The organism is Actinophytocola sp., assembly GCF_036402745.1.
GTDB lineage: Bacteria > Actinomycetota > Actinomycetes > Mycobacteriales > Pseudonocardiaceae > Actinophytocola.
In genome coordinates, this window is the sequence record NZ_DASWSJ010000243.1 from 1 (window position 1) to 18636 (window position 18636).

General features: G+C 72.1%; 11 protein-coding genes. 3 read left to right on the forward strand and 8 right to left on the reverse strand.

Features of this window, described 5'->3' with window-relative positions:
- Positions 1-770 (reverse strand): MFS transporter (locus VGD70_RS22670; RefSeq protein WP_331084504.1); only part of this gene is annotated, 770 nt, incomplete at its 3' end.
- Positions 771-2045: 1275 nt separating this feature from the next.
- On the opposite strand from VGD70_RS22670, the gene VGD70_RS22675 reads away from it, so the two are divergent.
- A complete protein-coding gene (locus tag VGD70_RS22675; RefSeq protein WP_331084506.1) occupies positions 2046-2765 on the forward strand; it encodes a hypothetical protein in 720 nt (239 codons plus the stop codon).
- A gap of 66 nt (positions 2766-2831) precedes the next feature.
- Positions 2832-3602, forward strand: coding sequence for an SDR family NAD(P)-dependent oxidoreductase (locus tag VGD70_RS22680; protein WP_331084508.1), 771 nt, complete (start codon positions 2832-2834; stop codon positions 3600-3602).
- A gap of 197 nt (positions 3603-3799) precedes the next feature.
- Here the strand turns inward: VGD70_RS22680 and VGD70_RS22685 are convergent, their stop codons facing one another.
- The 3 genes from VGD70_RS22685 to VGD70_RS22695 all read right to left on the reverse strand — a co-directional run bounded on the left by VGD70_RS22685 (position 3800) and on the right by VGD70_RS22695 (position 10087).
- Complete coding sequence (locus VGD70_RS22685; protein ID WP_331084510.1) at positions 3800-4591, reverse strand: alpha/beta hydrolase; 792 nt, start codon at positions 4589-4591, stop codon at positions 3800-3802.
- 84 nt (positions 4592-4675) lie between these two features.
- Positions 4676-8680: a discoidin domain-containing protein gene (locus tag VGD70_RS22690; protein ID WP_331084512.1), complete on the reverse strand. Its 4005-nt coding sequence runs from the start codon at positions 8678-8680 to the stop codon at positions 4676-4678.
- 639 nt (positions 8681-9319) lie between these two features.
- On the reverse strand, positions 9320-10087 hold the full coding sequence (locus VGD70_RS22695) for a VOC family protein (RefSeq protein WP_331084514.1): 768 nt from the start codon (positions 10085-10087) through the stop codon (positions 9320-9322).
- Positions 10088-10405: 318 nt separating this feature from the next.
- Between VGD70_RS22695 and VGD70_RS22700 the strand changes: the two genes are divergently transcribed.
- Positions 10406-13657 (forward strand): S8 family peptidase, encoded by a 3252-nt coding sequence (locus tag VGD70_RS22700; RefSeq protein WP_331084516.1) that lies wholly within the window; start codon positions 10406-10408, stop codon positions 13655-13657.
- 272 nt (positions 13658-13929) lie between these two features.
- On the opposite strand, the gene VGD70_RS22705 is transcribed toward VGD70_RS22700, so the two are convergent.
- Genes VGD70_RS22705 through hemE form a run of 4 tightly spaced genes read right to left on the reverse strand, consistent with a single transcriptional unit; the run spans position 13930 to position 18510 of the window.
- Positions 13930-15336 (reverse strand): CoA transferase, encoded by a 1407-nt coding sequence (locus VGD70_RS22705; protein WP_331084518.1) that lies wholly within the window; start codon positions 15334-15336, stop codon positions 13930-13932.
- A gap of 5 nt (positions 15337-15341) precedes the next feature.
- On the reverse strand, positions 15342-16034 hold the full coding sequence (hemQ, locus tag VGD70_RS22710; RefSeq protein ID WP_331084520.1) for a hydrogen peroxide-dependent heme synthase: 693 nt from the start codon (positions 16032-16034) through the stop codon (positions 15342-15344).
- 14 nt (positions 16035-16048) lie between these two features.
- Entirely contained in the window at positions 16049-17440 is a 1392-nt protein-coding gene (gene hemG, locus VGD70_RS22715; RefSeq protein WP_331084522.1) for a protoporphyrinogen oxidase, read from the reverse strand.
- Positions 17437-18510 (reverse strand): uroporphyrinogen decarboxylase, encoded by a 1074-nt coding sequence (gene hemE, locus VGD70_RS22720; RefSeq protein WP_331084524.1) that lies wholly within the window; start codon positions 18508-18510, stop codon positions 17437-17439. Before hemE ends, hemG begins: the two co-directional genes overlap by 4 nt.
- Positions 18511-18636 lie beyond the last annotated feature (126 nt).

The window sequence follows — 18636 nt, forward strand, 5'->3', positions numbered from 1 at the left end:
GCGGCCAGCGCGACGGCGAGCCCGGACTGGGCCCTGGTCGCGCGGGCCCAGCGCGGCACCAGCAACGCGATCGGCACGCCCAGCGCCATGGCGACGGTGAACAGCCACCGCACCGTCGGCGCGTCGACGTGCGCGTGGTCACGCAGGATGCTGGGCAGCCAGCCCATGATGCTGAACGTGAAACCCGAGGTCAGTCCGAAGTGGATCGTCAGGGACCACGCCGTGCCGGCCGGGGCGAGCCGACCCCGGCCGACACGTCTCGCGGCGGCCACCGGGGGAGGCTCGGTGAACCGCCGCGCGGCGACCCGCCAGGCCGCCCAGCCCGCGGCAGCGAGGAGAGCCCATCCGCTCACCCCGAGCTGCCACGAGCTCTTTCCGGCAACTTGTGGGGTGACGAGAGCGCCAAGACCACTCCCGCCACCCATCGCCGCGACGTAACAGCCGGTGAGCATCGCCCAGGCGCGCGCGGGTGCCGCGTGGGTGATGACCGGCAACAAGGTGCCGAGCACGGCTATCGCGAGGCACGCGACGACCGTTCCGGCGATTAGGAGATAAGGCCCCGCCATAACCCGCGCGGCGAGCGTGGCGGCCAGTACGACCAAGGCGAGCGACACGGTGCGGGACGTTCCCAACCGGGATCGCATCGTCCACGCCAAGGCCCCGCCGACGGCGAAGCACCAGACCGGTGCCGCGACGACCGCGGAGGCGAGTACGGCGGACATTCCGGTGCCCGCCCGGATATCGGCGAGCATGGCGCCCACGCTCGTCACGGCGGGACGCAAGTTGAGTGCCAACAATGGGACCGCGACCAATACCCCGACGGACAGCGCCAGGCGGGCGCCGTCCACTGGTGCCTCGGCCATCGGGCGGTGTGCTGCACGGTGCAGGCCGCTGCCCGACGGCCGGACCGGAACAAGGACTCGGTAGGGCGGCGAGCTCCGCCCGAGGACGTGGTTAGGCCTCATGCCGGGCCTCCAGCTGCGGTTAGTCGAAAAAGCCCCGCTGATCGGCATAGGGACGCGTGCCATTTCGGCGCGCCAAGGACGACGACCTGATCCGCGGTGCTGGAGGGGACGCAGGGGGCGTCGCCGGGGCCTACGACTCTCGGCGAGGAGTGGTTCTGAGGGGATTTCTGCGGGTTAGGGACGGTCGGGGAAACAACGAGGAAATAGCGGGCTACGACTTCGGTGCGGTCCGTCGTAAGGGTTACTGGATATGAGATTACGGCCCGGCCGCATATTGTGGAATGCCCGCAGATTACGATTGGGACCCGAACTCCCTGGCCACTAAGGGCTTTTCGGGCCAAAAGGGCCGTCTGCACGTGCAGGCGCCGCGTGCACGGCGCGTGGCGGGCCCCGTGGCCATGGCCCCGGCCTGCCCGGCGACGCCGGGGAAAGCCCGTACCACCTGGGGTCCGGGAAATGCCAGCGCGGATGGGTGCCCGGCGGTGAGCGGGCGCATATCTGCGCCGAACAGCGGCGGGCGTTCCCGGCAGATCCGATAGCCGGACACGTGCCGGGCATCCACAACGGACAATTGCGCGGCCGGTCGAATTCTATTGTGTGGCCGGACAAAATTACCGGCCGTACCGGAACTGTCTCGGGTGGATATTTGCCGGTCACTCGTTCGGCGGATCCCCCGCGCGACCACCGCCGGACCCCGCCGGCCGCCCCGACAACCCTGCCTACCGGCGATTTCGGCGCGCCCGGCCGGCGTCAGCACCTGGGCGCCGGGAGCGGCCGTGGTCACGGTGAGTAGCAACGCTCCGGGGCGCTGGCCGGCCTGACCGGAACGCGGCAATCCCCTGTCTGGCCCTGCCTGGCCCCTGTCTGGCGATGGGAAAGTCACGAGCACATAACCAGGTCGGGATCCGGGCGTCTCACGGTGCTACTCGCTCAGCGCAGTCGCGCTACCAACCCGCCGCGGCCGATAGCGCAGACCGTGCCGCCGCTCGCCGCCATCCTCGGCGTGGTGTGGCGAGGGTGCTCGGGTAGCGTCCCGCGCGGTGCGGCCCGCCCCGGCGCCGCGGTGAGGGATGGGCGCGAATGAGTGAGCTGGACGAGGACGACACCCAGTGGACCGATGAGGCCCGCGAGTCGTTCCGGACCGCGGCGGCGAACCTGGTCGAGGCGGTCCGCCAGCACAGCGCGGCGCTGCTGGAGCTGACCGGCGCGGACGCCGACGCCGAGGCGATCGCGGAGGCCGGCGAGCAGCTGGAGGCCGCCGCCACCGCCTACGCGGACACGCAGTTCGAGTTCACCGGCACCGTCCCGCCGCTCGGCCTCGACGAGGAGGACGACTACTCCTACGACGACGGCCTCTACTACGAGGACGACGTCGATCCCGAGGATCTCGAGGACTCGCTCGGGGACGCCGAGGAGGATGTCGAGGAGTCCGACGAGCCGGCGGCCAAGCTGACGGTCCTGCACCGGGTGGACTTCGTGGTGACCGACGAGCTGGCCGTGATCCAGGCCGGCAAGGAGGCCTACCACGACGCGTGGGACGGCGAGGACGCCGACGACGAGGAGGAGGCGCTCGACGTCGCCGACCTCAGCGAGGCGCTGCAGCAGATCCAGCAGGCCGGTGGCATCGAGGCGCTGGCCGACACTCCCGGCCTGGCCTCCGCCGGCGCGACGACCTGGGTGCTGGAGGCGACCGACCTGCTCGACGAGCGCGAGCCCGACGAGTGGCCCGACTCGCCCTTCGCCACCGGTGAGGACGTCCAGCAGCGTCTGCTGCACCGGCTCGACGAGGTGGCCAGCTAGCTCTGTGGCCAGCCAGCCCTGCACGGTCGGGCGCGGGCGGGCATTGTGGAGCCTGGAGGAGCTGCCATGTCCCGCATCCTGATCACCGGCTCGGCCGACGGGCTCGGGCTGATGGCCGGTGAGCGCCTGATCGACGAGGGCCACGACGTCGTGCTGCATGCCCGCAACGACCGCCGCGCCGAGGACACCCGGCGGGCCGCGCCGGGTGCGGCCGGCGTGCTGGTGGGCGATCTCGCCAGCATCGACGAGACCCGCAAGCTCGCCGAGCAGGCCACGGAGGCCGGCCCGTTCGACGCCGTGATCCACAACGCCGCGGTCGGCTACCAGGAACGCCGGCGCACCGTGACCGTCGACGGGCTGGCGCACGTGTTCGCGGTCAACGTGCTCGCGCCGTACCTCCTCACCGCGCTGATCCCGGCGCCGCACCGGCTCGTGTACCTGAGCTCGGGCATGCACCGCGGCGGCGACCCCGCCCTCGACGACCTCCAGTGGGAACGCAAGCGCTGGAACGGTTCGCAGGCCTACGCCGACTCGAAGCTGTGGGACACCGTGCTCGCGTTCGCCGTAGCCCAGCGGTGGCCGTCGGTGCGGTCCAACGTCGTGGACCCCGGCTGGGTGCCGACGAGGATGGGCGGCCGCGGCGCCCCCGACGACCTGTCCCAGGGCAGCGAAACCCAGGCATGGCTGGCCACGAGCGACGACCCCCTGGCGACGGGCACCGGCGGCTACTTCTACCACCGGCGCCCGCGCGAGGCCCACCCCGCGGCGAGTGACCCCCGCGTACAGGAGGGCCTGCTGACCGCGTGCGCGCGCCTGACAGGCGTCGAGATCGGCTAGGACCGGGCCGGTTCGCCGGACCGGGCTGGAGCGACGCGGACAGGCTGGCGACCACCGTGACCGGTGCCGGACTCGACAACCGCACCCCGCCCCGGACGGCCAAGAGCTACCGAGCGGCCACGTGCACCACTGGCGCCCACGCGCCGCTCAGTGCGGCGGCGACTGAGCGGTGGGGGTCGCCGCCGTCGGCCGGTGCGTTACCGGGCAGACAAGAACTCTGTCAGCACCGGGACCAGTACCGGTGGCTCCACCACGTGTCCCTCGCCCGCCAGGACGCGCAGCTGCCCGGCCGGCATGGCCTCCGCCAGCGTGCGGTCCGTGTCCAGCATCCAGTCCGGCGACGCACCGCCGACCAGGACCAGCGCGGGGGCTGTGGCCGCGCGCGCCAGGTCGAGCGGCACCGTGCCGCCCGTCGGGTGGCCCATGACCGCCGAGTCGTACGCCAGCGTCGGGGCCAGTGCGGCCACCGCCGGCCACCACGGCTCGGCGCGCCACGCGGACACCATCGACGAGGGCAGCCCGGTGATGGTGAAGAACAGCGCCAGCGCGTCGTCGTGACGGCCGGCCTCGAGTAACGACGCCAGCGAGGCGGCGTACTCACGCGACCCCGCCACCATGTCGGCGGAGGCGTACGGAGGCTCGTGCAGCACGGCACGGGTGACGGGTAGGCCGGCCGCCAGCGCGTGCAGCACCAACGCGGCACCGGACGAATGACCGTACAGAGCGGCCGAGCCGCCGACGTCCGCGATGAGCGCGGCCAGGTCCTCGACCTCGCGCGCGACCTCGTACGGCGCGGTGTCCCCGCTCTCGCCCCGGCCGCGTCTGTCGTAGTTGACCACGGCGTGGTGCCGCGCGAGCTCCGTGGAAACACCGGACATCCTGGCCCGGTCGCACGTGGCCCCACCGACCACCACGACCGACGAGCCGGAGCCCAGCAACTCGTAGGCGATGAGCGTGCCGTCCGCTGAGGTGACCTTGTTCGTCGTCATGGGAGAGACGTTACGACGGGGCACCGACAAGAACTGGCGGTGCCGCCGGAGCAGGCCGGCGGCACCGCGTTCACCCCTTTCGAGTTAGTTCCGGTTGATGGTGAAGGTGGTGGTCGTGTTCTTGATGTCCTGCGCGTTGTTGGTCAACACCAGGTTGGTGAACGTGACCGAGCCGACCGCCGGCCCCTGCCCGGCCTCCGGCATCTCGTTGACCCAGATGCCGAACCCGGACTTGGCGTCGAAGGCGTCACCACTCTTGCGCGCCCCGCTGATCGAGACGTTCGTGAACACCGTGTCCGCGACCGGGAACTGCGGCTGCCCGCCGACATAGTTCGTCTGGAACATGATGCCGCTGTAGGTCGGGTCCACGATGTCCACATCGGACACCCGGATCCCCTGGAATATCTTCGACGCCGAGAAGACCCAGATCCCCGGGAACGTCTGCGCGCCCCAGAAGTGCCCGCCCGCGCGGACGATCGAGATGTTCTCGAACCTCGTCGGCGGGGAGGCGCCGAACCCGTTCATCGGGATGCCGAAGTCCAGCGAGCTGATCGTGATGCCGGAGTACACCAGCGTGTCCGCCACGTACAGGTTGCGGAACACGTTGTTGTAGCCGCCGTACACCGCGATGCCGGCCGCCCGCCAGGTCAGGATCGTCGTCAGGTTCTCGAAGGTGTTGCCGGTGACCTCGCCGCCCCCGCCGTCCTGGGCGTTGAACAGCGCGAAGCTGTCGTCACCCGTGGCACGGGCCTCGTTGTTGGACACCAGGTTCCCCGAGCTGCCGTTGGTCATGTTGATACCGTCGGCGAACATGTCACGGATCCTGTTGTTCTTGATCGTCATGTTGTCGGTGTTCACGCCCCAGTAGAGGCACACCATGTGCTCGACCCAGATGTTGTCGATCGTGGTGTTCGCCGTGCCGCTGAAGTCGAACACCTTGCCCGGGCCGTCGATGCGGGACGTGTAGTTGCCGAGGTAGGCGAAGCCGGTGAAGACCGACCCGTTCGCCGTGGCCTCGGAACGGAAGCCGACATCCGTGTTCTCCTGTGTGGACGGTGCGAGGAACCTCGTGTACCACGGCCCGGCGCCGACCACGCGCACGGCCTTGCCGTACACCTGGAACTTGCTCGACGTCTGGTAGTCGCCCTGCGGCAGGTAGACGCCGATCAGGGTGCCCGTGGTGTCCATCCGGACCCGGTCCAGGGCGTTCTGCACGTCCTGGTGGGTGAGCCCGGTCGGCGTGGTGTACCGCGCGGGGTCCGGGTTCGCGACCGGCGCCACCTGCTCGAGGCTGACGAAGTCGATCGCGTAGGTGGTGCTGTTGGCCGGATCCTTCTGCAGCCGGATCGTGTGGCCCGCCGGCACCGACGAGTTGAGCAGGACGTTGGCCTCGTCGTAGATGTGCCGCGGCCCGCCCGAGCCCGGCGAGTTGCCCGGGCCCGCCTCGGCGCCGTAGAGCCAGGCGAACTTCGACGTCAGGTTGATCGCCTTGTGGAACGCACCGTCGACGTAGACGTTCAGCGTCGAGTTGATGCCGCCACCGCCGGCCGAGTCCGGAATGGAGAACCGGGTCACGAGCGTGTTGGTGGGTGCCTTGGTGGTCCACTCGACGTAGGAACCGTTGCTGTTCAACGTCACCGCACGCCGTCCGGAGGCCTCGCCCGCGAGGTCACCGACCGTCCTGTTCGGACCGACCACGGACGCGCCGCCGCCGGTCACGCCGTCCTCGGCCTCGTACATGTCGTAGGGCATGTTCGCGCCGCGGCCGACGAACAGGTTCTGCGTGGTGGTGTTGTTGGCCTGCTTGGCCGGCAGCTCGTTGGCGTCGGTGGCCAGCACCACCTTGACCGTATACCTGCCGTTCGCGGCGGGCCACGTGCCGAGGTTGACCGGGCTGGTCGTCGCGCCTGGGGCGATCGTGCCGCTGGCCGAGCCGGTCAGCGTGCGGACCACGGCGCCCGTGGTGGCGTTGGTGACGGTGAGCGTGATGCCGTGCGCGCCGCTGGCCGAGGCGACCGTGCCCTGGTTGCGGATGGCCACCGAGAACGTCACCGTGGCACCGTTCTGCGGGTTGGTCGGCGTCCAGCTGACCGGCGAGGCGATCAGGTCGGACGTCGGCACCGCGGTGACCACGAGCGCCGTCGGGTTGGTGAAGGCGTTGTTGGTCTCGTTCTTCTCGATGATCGTGTTGGCCTCGTCCACCTTGGCGTTGACCGAGTAGCTGCCCGCGTCCCTGGCGCCGATGTCGGCGGTCACGGTCGCGGTCGCACCCGCGGCGAGCACGCCTACGGGGGCGGTGCCCACCTTGGTGGTGCCGAGGTAGAAGTTGACCGAGGTGGCGCCGGACTGGCGGTCACCGAGGTTGTTCACCGTGGCGGACAGCGTGATCGCGCTGCTCTCCGACGGCGACTGCGGCGTCCAGGTGAGCCCGGAGATCGCGAGGTCGGGGTTCGGCGCCGGCGTGCCGATGACCTGGAACTCGGCAACCTGCCCGGCCGGGGCGCCGGTGTTCGCGGTGAACTGGAGTCGCACGTCGGCGGCCGTCGCGCTCACCGGGATCGTCACCTGGTTGCCCGACGCGGGGTCGAAGCCGTACGGCGCGGAGGAGACGATGTTGGTGAAGGCGGTGGCGTCCTGGTCGCGGCCGAGCACCTGGAAGGTCTGCGTGCGCGGGCCCCAGGCCGGGTCGGGGTTCAGCTTCACGATGATGGAGCTGACGCTGGCGTTGGCGCCGAGGCTCACGGTCAGCGTGTTCGGGTAGCCGCCGCCGTTGCCCTCCCAGTAGGTCGTCACCGAGTCGTCGTTGGCGTTGGTGGCGACGAACGTGTGCACGAAGCCGGACGCGGCGATGGGCTTGCCCACCGCGAGGTTCGTGCCGGCCGTGGTGCCGGTGCGGGTGACCGCGTTGCTGTTCGGCGACTCGTTGCCGGCCGCGTCCCGGGCGCGCACGGTGTAGGTGACCGTGGCGCTGGCGGCCTGCCCGTCGGTGTAGGTGAGGACGTTGCCCGCGACGCTGGTGCGCAGCACGTTGTTGGCGTAGACGTTGTAGCCGGTCACGCCGACGTTGTCGGTGCTCGCGTTCCAGTCCAGCCGGATCTGGCCGGCCTGCGGCTCGGTGAACCTGAGGTTGGCGGGCGCGGTCGGCGGCGAGGTGTCGCCTCCGGTCGGGCCGTAGACCTCGAACTCGGAGATCTGGCCGGCGGACCAGCCGGTGTTGGCGGTGATGTGCAGCCGCACGTACCGGGTGGTGGTGTCGGCGAAGTTGATCGTCACCGTGTTGCTGTTGGCCGGGTTGAACTGGTAGCCGGTGTTGGCCACGACGTCGGTGAAGGTCTGGCCGTCGGTGCTGCGCTGCACGGTCAGGGTCTGGGTCCTGGCCGGCCAGCTGGACGGCAGCTTGACCACCACGCGGTTGGTGGCGATCGCCGCGCCGAGGTCGACCTGCACCCACTGCGGGAACGCGTTGTTGTTGCTCTCCCAGTAGGTGGCCTGGTTGCCGTCGTTGACGTTGCCCACGGGGTACCCGCCGAGCGAGCTGCTCGCGGTGACCGGGTGCCCGTCGGTCAGGTCGAAGGTGGACACGTCGGCGGCGAACACCTGCAGCTCGGCGAGCTGCGCGGTGGTCTGCTTGCCGCCGCCGATGAAGCCGACCCGGACGTAGCGGCCCTCGACCGCGGCGAGCGGGATCGTCACGGTGTTGCCGGCGTCGGGGTCGAAGGTGCGCGCGAGCGCGCCGGTCGCCGTGGTGAAGGTCGAGCCGTCGGTGCTGGTCTGGATGCTCAGGACCTGGGTGCGGGTCTCCCACTTGGCCGGGACCTTCAGCACTGCCTTGCCGAGCCGGGCCTTCGCGCGGAGGTCGACCGTCACCTGCTGCTCGGTGGCGGTGGAGCTCTCCCAGTAGGTCTCCTGGTTGCCGTCGTTGACGTTGCCGGCCGATCGTTGGCCGTTGGAGCTGGTCACCGAGACGGGCTTGCCGTGCGCCAGGTCGGCGGGATCCGGCGCGGCCGAGGCGGTGTGGCCGGCCGCGACGAGCAGACCGGTCATGAGCGTGGTGGCCGTCAGCCACGACGCGAAACGCTTCGCTCTCATTGCGTCGCTCTCATCTATGAGGACTGGTGTGGCGATGCCCCAACGGCTGGCGGGGCGGCTGGCTCGCGCAGGGATGACGAGCCTGTCGAGGGGAATGCGGATGAGCCGTGCCCGACGAGCGAGGTGGGGCACGGGCATGCGAACGCTGGGAGCGCGGGGAGCACGGGGCACGCAGGGCGAAAGCCGACATGGCCGGACCTCTCCGTTGAGGGACGCAGGCATGAGCGGGTAGGTCAGTCACCGATTAAACTTCGGGGTGATCAGAATTTGCAGTGTCTAGTACGACTTTTGCGTGATTGAGTCAAGAGTTGCCTAGTCGCTACCCGAAGTCAACGGTTTGCCGACGCGGAGTGGCCCGGTTGGTCCGATTGGCCGATCGACCATGTGGTCACGACCCACAGCCGGCCGCGACGGCGTAGGTGGCGGACACCCACCCAGCGGCGGGAGCGGCGGCCGGTGGCCGAGACCGGAAGCGCGGACCGTTGTCCACAGGGCCGCTCGCGGACGGCCGGAACTGTCGGTGCGCGCCGGTAGAATGGATACCGGGGGCCGGAGGCCAGCCGCGCCCCGCTTTCCCAAGCCCCACAACGGAAAACGCCCCCGGCCGTCGCGCACCCGGCCGGAGGCGTCAGGAAAAACTCAGTTGCCCTGGATCACCACGAACATGGCGTCCTGGTCGTCGCTCACCACGGACAGGCGGCCGTACGGGGTGTCCACCGGCGGCGACAGCACCCGGCCACCCAGCTCGGTGACCTTCTCCACCGCCGCGTCCGTGCTCGGCACCGAGAAGTACACGCGCCAGTGCGCCGGCATCATGGCCGCCGTGTCGGCGCCCAGGATGCCCAGCCCGCCGGCCACCGCGTCGTGGACCTTCAGCATCGCGTACGGGTTGCCGGCGTCGTCGACCTCCTCGTAGGTGTAGCCGAACACCTCTGTGTAGAACCGCTTCGCGGTCTCGAGGTCGCGGCTCATCTGCTCGTTCCACACCACCGACGACGGCTCGTTCGCGAGCTCCGCGCCGATGTGCTGGCCCGCCTGCCACACGCCGAACGCCGCGCCGGTCGGGTCGACGCCGACGGTCATCCGGCCGACGTCCATCACGTCGAACGGCTCCATCAGCACCTCGCCGCCCGCCTCGGCGATCTTGCCCGCCGTCTTGTCGACGTCCTCGGCGGCGAGGTAGGTGGTCCACACCGTCGGCTGGTCGGGGCTCTGCTTGTCGCCGATGCCGGCGACGCTCTTGCCGTCGACCCTGCACATCGAGTAGCCGCCGAACTCGGGACCACCCTTCTCGATCTCCCAGCCGAACAGCCCACCGTAGAACTGGATCGCCTTGTCGAGATCGTCCACAACGAGATCGACCCAGCACGGCGTCCCCTCGGGCCATGCGGTACTCCTGGTAACCATGTCGCCTCCACTGCTCGTGACTCGGCCGGATGTCCCCTGACCTGGACCGGCTCTGGCGGGGCGAACGCTAGACCCGGCCACCGACAATTTCGAGGCCGGGCGACAACTCACGCGGTGTGACCACGCGTCGGTGACTTCCCGTCAGCAATGCTCAATCAGACTATTGTCACCCATTCGGATGACCGATACGTTTCTCCGGCATGGAGGACTGGGGGCGTCCGGCTTTTCTCCACAGCGAGGGATCCACAGGCCTAGCTATACACGATGTGCATAGCTAGGCCGCCGCCCACCGGTCACCACCCACCGGAGGTGTCACAGGTGCGTATCGGCGGAAAGATCGGGGTCGGCGTCACCGCACTGGGTTTGGTGCTCAGCACCACCCAGGCGGCGAGCGGCGCCCCGCCAGGGGCCGCGGCGGCGGCCAGGGGGACCACGGCGAACACGATCACGCTCGTCACGGGCGATCGGGTCACCGTGCAGCACGGCGAAGCAAGATCGGTGCGACCCGGCGAGGGCCGCGACGGGATGGCGTTCTCCGCCTTCCGCGCACAGGGCCACGCCTACGTCGTCCCGGCCGACGCGCGCGAGCTCGTCGCGGCCGGCAAGCTCGACCGCAGGCTGTTCGACATCACCACGCTCCTCGAGTACGGCTACGACGACGCCCGGCGCGACACGACGCCGCTGATCGTCACCCACCCGGCCGGCCGGCGGGCGCCACGGGTCGCCGACGCCGCCGTCACGCGGGATCTCCCCAGCGTCAACGGGATCGCGGTCGCCGCGGCCAAGTCGAGCGCCGCCTGGGAGGCGCTGACCGACGGCACCAGCACGCGCACCACGGCGGGCGGCGTGTCGAAGATCTGGCTCGACGGCAAGCGGAAGTCCACTTTGGACCACAGCGTGCCGCAGATCGGCGCGCCGACCGCCTGGGCGGCCGGGTACACGGGCACCGGGGTGAAGGTCGCGGTGCTCGACACCGGCGTCGACCAGACCCACCCGGACCTCGCCGACCGCGAGATCGCCGAGCACAACTTCAGCGACGCGCCGGACAACGTCGACAACTTCGGCCACGGCACGCACGTCGCCTCGATCGTCGCCGGCACCGGGGCCAAGTCCGGCGGCAAGTACCGCGGCGTGGCCTGGGGCGCGTCGATCCTGGACGGCAAAGTGCTGGACGACAACGGGTCCGGCTACGAGTCGGGCATCATCGCCGGCATGCAGTGGGCGGCCGAGCAAGGCGCCGACGTCGCGAACCTGAGCCTCGGCGGCGGCGACTCCGCGGAGATCGACCCGCTCGAGGAGGCCGTCAACACGCTCTCCGCGCAGTACGGCACGCTGTTCGTGATCGCGGCCGGCAACTCCGGCCCGGACGCGGGCACCGTCGGCTCGCCGGGCAGCGCCGACGCGGCGCTCACCGTCGGCGCGGTCGACCGCAACGACGAGCTCGCCATCTTCTCCAGCCGTGGCCCGCGGGTCGGCGACGGCGGCATCAAGCCGGACATCACCGCGCCCGGCGTGGACATCGTCGCCGCCAAGGCCGCGCACGGCCAGATCGGTGCCCCGGCCGCCGACGGCTACGTGGCGCTGTCCGGCACCTCGATGGCCACCCCGCACGTGGCGGGTGCCGCGGCGCTCATCGCCCAGCAGCACCCGGACTGGACCGGCGCGCAGCTCAAGGCGGTGCTGTCCGGCTCGGCCGCGGCGCACGAGGGCCTGACCGCGTTCGAGCAGGGCGCCGGCCGGGTCAACCTGCCCACCGCGCTCGAGGCGACGGTCGTCTCCGAGCCGACCAGCGTCGGTCTCGGCACCGTGGCCTGGCCGCACGACGACGACCAGCCGGTGAGCAAGCCGGTGACCTACCGCAACCTCGGCGGCAGCGACGTGACGCTCGCCCTGTCGGTCGACGCGACCGGCCCGGACGGCGCACCCGCGGACGTGTTCTCGTTGAGCGCCACCGAGGTCACCGTGCCCGCCGGCGGGCAGGCGCAGGTGACGGTCACCGGCGACCCCAGGCTCGGCACGGTCGACGGCGCCTACTCCGGCGCGATCGTGGCGACCGCGGGCGGCTCGACCACCCGCACGCCGGTGGCGATCGTCCGCGAGGTCGAGAGCTACAACCTCACGCTGAACTACGTCGACGAGAACGGCGCGCCGACGGCGGACTACAGCACGCTGCTCATCGGGCTCGACAGCTCGACGTTCGCCTTCCCGTACGACGACGACGGCTCGGTCCAGGTGCGGCTGCCCAAGGGCCGGTACGTGGTCGACCACCTGGTGGTCACCGCCGGGGGCAAGCACTACAACTCGATCGCGCAGCCGGGCCTCGCGCTCGACGGCGACACGACGGTCGACGTGGATCCCCGCATCGCCAAGCCGGTGAGCGTCACGCCGCCGGTGCAGGCCCAGCTCGCGCTCGGCGACATCGGCTACTCGGTCGACACCGAGACGTCGGGCTTCAGCAGCGGGTTCATCACCGACGACCTGAGCATCCTGTCCACCGCACAGCTCGGCGAGGCCTTGCCGGGCACCACGGTGAACGGCTCGGTCAACACGCAGTGGCTGGGCACGGACGGCGCGTTCTACGGCCTGGCCTGGTATCCGCCGGGCGAGTACCCGACCGGGTTCACCAAGGTGGTCGACCGGCGTGACCTCGCGACGCTGAACGCGGAGTTCGGCGCGGGCGGCGAGGGGCACAGCGGCTTGCGGCTGGCGTTCCCGTTCCCCGAGTCCGGCAGCGCGTTCGTGTTCGGCGCCGGGTTCGACGTCACGCTGCCCGGCAAGCGCACCGAGTACGTCACCACCGAGGGCGTGCGGTGGCTGACGAGCCTGTGGCAGAACGACGCGGCCCGGAACACCGTCGCGCAGTTCGACGCGCCGATGCGGTCCTACCGGCCGGGTCGCTCGTACCCGGCGCGGTTCAACCACGCGGTGTTCGGGCCGGGGCTGCCGGCGACGGACTTCCCGTGGGTCTACCGGTTCGCCGACGAGATCGGCGTGTCCATCCCGTTGTTCACCGATGCCGACGGCAACGCCGGCTACTCGGCGGTCAAGTCGGGGTCGACCAAGCTGTACCTGGGCAACGAGCTGGTCGGCGAGTCCACCGATCCCGGGTGGGGCTCCTTCACCGACCTGCCGGCGGCGGCGGGCGACTACCGCCTGACGACGGAGGCCGTGCGGACCGCGGACTTCGACGTGACGACCGCGGTCAGCGCCGAGTGGACGTTCTCCTCGTCCCATGTGGACGGTGACCAGCCGGCCGCGGTGGCCCTGAACACGGTGCGGTTCCTGCCGGTGCTCGACGGGGCGAACAGCGCGCCGGCGGGCCGGCCGTTCCTGGTGCCGCTGGCGATGCAGGACGAGACCGGTGCGCTGCAACGGCCGCGCGAGCTGACCGTCGAGGCGTCCTACGACGAGGGCAAGTCCTGGCAGCAGGTGCCGGTGCTGTTCAACCTGGTGGCGGCGCTGCACCACCCGGCAGGCGCGTCGTCGGTGTCGCTGCGGGCGTCGGCGTCGGACCGGGACGGCAACACGGTCAAGCAGACCGTGATCCGGGCGTACAAGCTCCGGAAGTGAGTGGCGAGCCGGCCGCCGTCGCGCACGTGGAAGGCGACGGCCGGCGGTAGCGGGTAGTCGATGGGCGTGCTGCTCTCGAACGGCAGCACGCCCGTCGACCCCGCGTCGACAACAGGTTTGAGGTGCGGGCCACAGCACGCACGGCACCGCCGAGGTGCTCGCACCGCCATGGGCCACCGGCGACCCGAGCTATCCCTCGTTGCAGGCGACGCGGCCGTGGTGCTGGCCCAGGCGCAGGACGCTGACGTGGGCGAAGGCCACGGGCCCGGGGGTCACCACCAGGTGGCCGGGTCGCGGCCGGGTTTGCGTGCGGCGGCGAGACCGGGTGGCGCGCCGGGCACGCGGATGTGGGTCACCAGGCCGTAGTCGCCGGCGGTCTCGTCGAGCCAGGGGGTGGCGTCGACCGGGGTGGGCGGCGTGGTGTCGCGGCCGAGGTCGTGCAGCCACTCGGCGGTGCGGGCGAGCGAGAGGCGGACGTGCCAGGTGCCGCCCTCGCGGGCGCGGCGGCGCAGCGCGGTGAGGACGCCCAGCGCCGCGAGCCAGCCGGTGCCGTGGTCGAGGGCCTGCGCGGGCAGCGGGGTGGGCTCGCCGCCGCCGTCCGCGGCGATGCCGCAGGACATCTGTACCAGGCTGTCGAACCCGCGCCTGGTCCGCCACGGGCCGGTGTGGCCGTAGGCGGACAGGCTCACCAGGACGATGCCCGTCCCCGCCAGGTGGTCCGGGCCGAAACCGCGCCGGGCCAAGGAGTCCGGGCGGTAGGACTGGACGAGCACGTCCGCGTCGGCGGCCAGCCCGCGCAGCGTCTCGCGGCCCGCGTCGGTGTCGAGGTCGACGTGGCAGGACCGCTTGCCGACGTCGGTGTCCAGCACGAGCCGGTGCAGCACGGGCCGCTTCGGGTCGGTGACGTGCAGGACGCTCGCGCCGTGCGCGGCGAGGACGCGGGAGGCCACCGGCCCGGCGATCACGTGGGTGAGGTCGAGCACCCTGATGCCGGACAGCGCCCGCTCGGCCAGCGGCCACACGGCCAGCACGTGACCCGGCGCCGCACGGTCGGCGAGCGCCTGCTCGGCGATGATCCGGTCGGCGAGCGCGCGGGCGAGCGGCGGGAACGGCCGGGCCGGCGCGTCGTCGATCCGCTCGATCGACACGAGCTGCTCGGCCCGGACGTCGGCGCCGGGACCGTCGGCGAGCCAGCCGGCCCGGTCGCGCATGGCCGCGGCCGCCCCGCCCGCCGCCAGGACCGCGTCCTCCACCTCGACGGCCGGGCGTGCCGCCACCGCCGCACGCACCCCGTCCGGCTCGGTGCCGAGTGCGCGCAGGAGCGCGTCGGCGTGGTGTGGGTAGTTGGCGTGCAGCCGGACCCAGCCGTCGGCGGCGCGGTAGTCGCCGGACAGCGCCGCCCACAGGCCGCGGTCGTCGCGGCCGGCCACGCGGACGTGCCGCTCGCTGCGGAACGCCTCCGCGGCGTGTCCGATGTGGACGTTGACCGGCGCGGGGGTGCCGCCGCGTTCGCGGAGCAGCTCGGCGGCGGCCAGGGTGGCGGCGCCGACGCACGCGGCGGCCGCGTGCGCCACCCGGTACGGGCCGGCCAGCACGTGCTCGTCACCCTCGAACGTCACCGGGCCGGCGTCGGTGCCGGTGACGTCCTTCCAGAGGGCGGCGAGCGTGTCTCTCGGCACGGCGGTCAGGGCAGGTTGGCGACCAACTCGGCCGGCGCGATCTTCGTGCCGGTGTAGAACGGGATCTCCTCGCGCACGTGCCGCCGCGCGGTGCTGCCCCGCAGGTGCCGCATGAGGTCGACGATGCGCGGCAGCTCGTCGGCCTCGAACGCGAGGATCCACTCGTAGTCACCGAGCGCGAACGACGCCACCGTGTTGGCCCGCACGTCCGGGTAGTCGCGCGCCATGTGCCCGTGCTCGGCGAGCATCGAGCGCCGCTCCTCGTCGGGGAGCAGGTACCACTCGTAGGACCGGACGAACGGGTAGACGCACACGTACTTGCGCGCCGGCTCGCCGGCCAGGAACGCGGGGACGTGGCTCTTGTTGAACTCGGCCGGCCGGTGCAGCGCGACCTGGCTCCACACGGGGGCGGACGCGCGGCCGACCGCGGTGCGGCGGAAGCCCGCGTAGGCGCCCTGGAGCTGCTCGATCTCCTCGGCGTGCCACCAGATCAGGTAGTCGGCGTCGGCGCGCAGGCCCGCCACGTCGTAGACCCCACGCACGACGACACCCTTGCTCTCCAAGGAGTCGAGGTACTCACTCGCCTCGGTGGCCGCCGGCCCGCGGTCGTCGTCGAGGCGGCCGGGTTCGGTGCGGAACACCGACCACATCGTGTAGCGGACGGTGTCGTTGAGCTCGGCGTAGTTCAGGCGGGCCATGGGTTCATCGTCCTCTACTTGGCGTCCGTGCGTTGCAGAAGGTGCGCCGCGACACGGTGGGCGGCGGCGGTGGCGCTGTCGACGCATGCCGGGATGCCGACGCCGCGGAACGACGCGCCGGCCACCGCGAGCCCGGGCACCTCGGCGACCGCGCGCTCGATGGCCGACACCGCCGCGGTGTGCCCGACGCCGTACTGCGGCAGGCCGCCGCCCCAGCGGGTGACGGCCCAGCCGACGGGCGGCGCGGTGACGCCGGTGAGCTCGGCGAGGTCGGCCCGGACGGCGGCGAGCAGGTCCTCGTCGTCGCGGCGGAGCAGCTCGGTCTCGCCGACCCGGCCGACCGACGCGCGCAGCCGGACCGGCGCGCCGCCCCACTTGACGCTGGTGTGGGTGAACGCCTTGGCGGTGAACGGGGTGCCGTCGGCGTGCCGCTCGCCGACCGCGAGCAGGACGCCGCTGGTGTCGGGCAGCGTGACGCCGTCGGGCAGGACCATGCTGAGCACGGCCATCGAGCCGAGCTCGATGCCGGCGTAGGCGGTGGCCGCGGCCGGCACGACGTCGGCGAGCAGCTTGCGGGCCGCCGGCGGCGGGACGGCGAGGACGACCGCGTCGGCGTGCAGGACCTCGGCGCGGCCGGGGCTGCCGATCTCCAAGCGCCAGCCGTCGCTCCCCCGCCGGAGCTCGCGCACGGGGTAGCCGAGCCTGACGTCGGCGGCCTCGGCCAGCCCGGCGACGAGCACGGCCATGCCGCCGCGTAAGGCGCCGAAGATGGGCTTCTCGGTGGGCGCCGGGGTGCCGAGCACGCGGGCGGCCGCGCCGGTGAGCGAGCCGCCGGCCGGGCCGAGCGCGTCGACCAGGGCCGGCATGGTGGCCCGCAGTCCCAACAGGTCCGCGCGGCCGGCGTAGACGCCGCCGAGCAGGGGCTCGACGAGGTGGTCGACGAGCTCGCGGCCGAACCGCTCGGCCAGCACCTGGCCGACCGGCACGTCGTCCTGGATCTCCAGCGGGGGCAGCGTGGTCTCGGCGGCCGCGCGCTCGGCACCCTCGGCGGAGAGCACCGGGCGCACCAGCTCGGCGTCGGCGGGGACGCCGAGGAAGGTGCGGCGGGGCAACGCGACCGTGCGGCCGGCGGCGCGGATGGTGGCCGCCGCGCGCTCCGGATGGATCAAGGTGTCGCCGAGGCCCAGCTCGCCGACGAGGTCGGCGGCGGCGGGGTTGCGCAGGACGAACGCCTCGGCGCCGACGTCGGTGGGGGTGCCCGCGAGCTCGACCGTGCGCAGCTTGCCGCCGAGCCGGTCGGCCTGCTCGACGACCGTGATCCGGGCGTCCGGACCGAGCCGGGCGCGCAGCCTGTGGGCCGCGACCAGCCCGGTCACGCCCCCGCCGACGACGACTGTGTGGCTCATGGCGTGAGGCTGTGTACCAGCTCGACGACCCGGGTGAGCACGGCCGGGTCGGTGTTGGGCAGGACGCCGTGGCCGAGGTTGACGATGTGCCCGCCCGCCGCCCGGCCCTCGTCGACGATGCGCCGGACCTCGCGCTCGACGGCGTCCCAGTCGGCGAGGAGCACGGCCGGGTCGAGGTTGCCCTGCACGACCGGCGCCGGCCCGCCGGGCACCGTGAGCCGGCGGACGGCCTCGTCGAGCGGGAGCCGCCAGTCGACGCCGACGACGTCCGCGCCCGCCTCGCGCATGGCCGGGAGCAGCTCGCTGGTGCCGACCCCGAAATGGATCTTCGGCACGCCCTGGACAGCGGCCAGCACCCGGGACGAGTGCGGCAGCACGAACTCGCGGTAGTCCCGCTCGGACAGCGCGCCGGCCCACGAGTCGAACAGCTGCACCACCTGCACCCCCGCGGCGACCTGAACCTGCAGGAACGTGGTGGTGATGGTGGCGAGCGCGGCCAGGAGTGCGTGCCAGGTCGCCGGGTCGGAGTACATGAGCGCCTTGGTGCGCTCGTGGTGGCGGCTGGGTCCGCCCTCGATGAGGTAGGACGCGAGGGTGAACGGCGCGCCGGCGAAGCCGATGAGCGGGGTGTCGCCCAGCTCGGCCCGGAGCAGCCGGACGGCCTGCGCCACCGCGTCGAGCTGGTCGGGCCGCAGCTCGGGTAACCCGGCGACCGCGGCCTCGGTGCGCACCGGCTCGGCGACGACCGGGCCGGTGCCCGGCACGATGTCGACGCCGATGCCGGCGGCGACGAGCGGCACGACGATGTCGCTGAAGAGGATGGCCGCGTCGACGCCGTGCCGGCGGACGGGCTGCATCGTGATCTCGCAGACCAGCTCGGGCGTGAAGCAGGCCTGCAGCATCGGGATGCCCTCGCGGACCTCGCGGTACTCGGGCAGCGACCGGCCGGCCTGGCGCATGAACCAGACCGGCGGATGGGCGGGCGTGGCGCCGGCGGCGGCCACCAGGAGCGGCGCCGGAGCGGCGGCCGGCTCGGCGGGGCGGGCGGCGGTGTCGGGCACGGGAGTCATAACGCCATGAATCGTGCCACGGCACACCGACAACATGGGCCGCGGAGCGGCACGCCGATCCGCCGGGCGCGGTATCGGACCCGGCGGCGCCCGGCGGACCGTGCCGCACCGGCGCCGCCGGCCCGA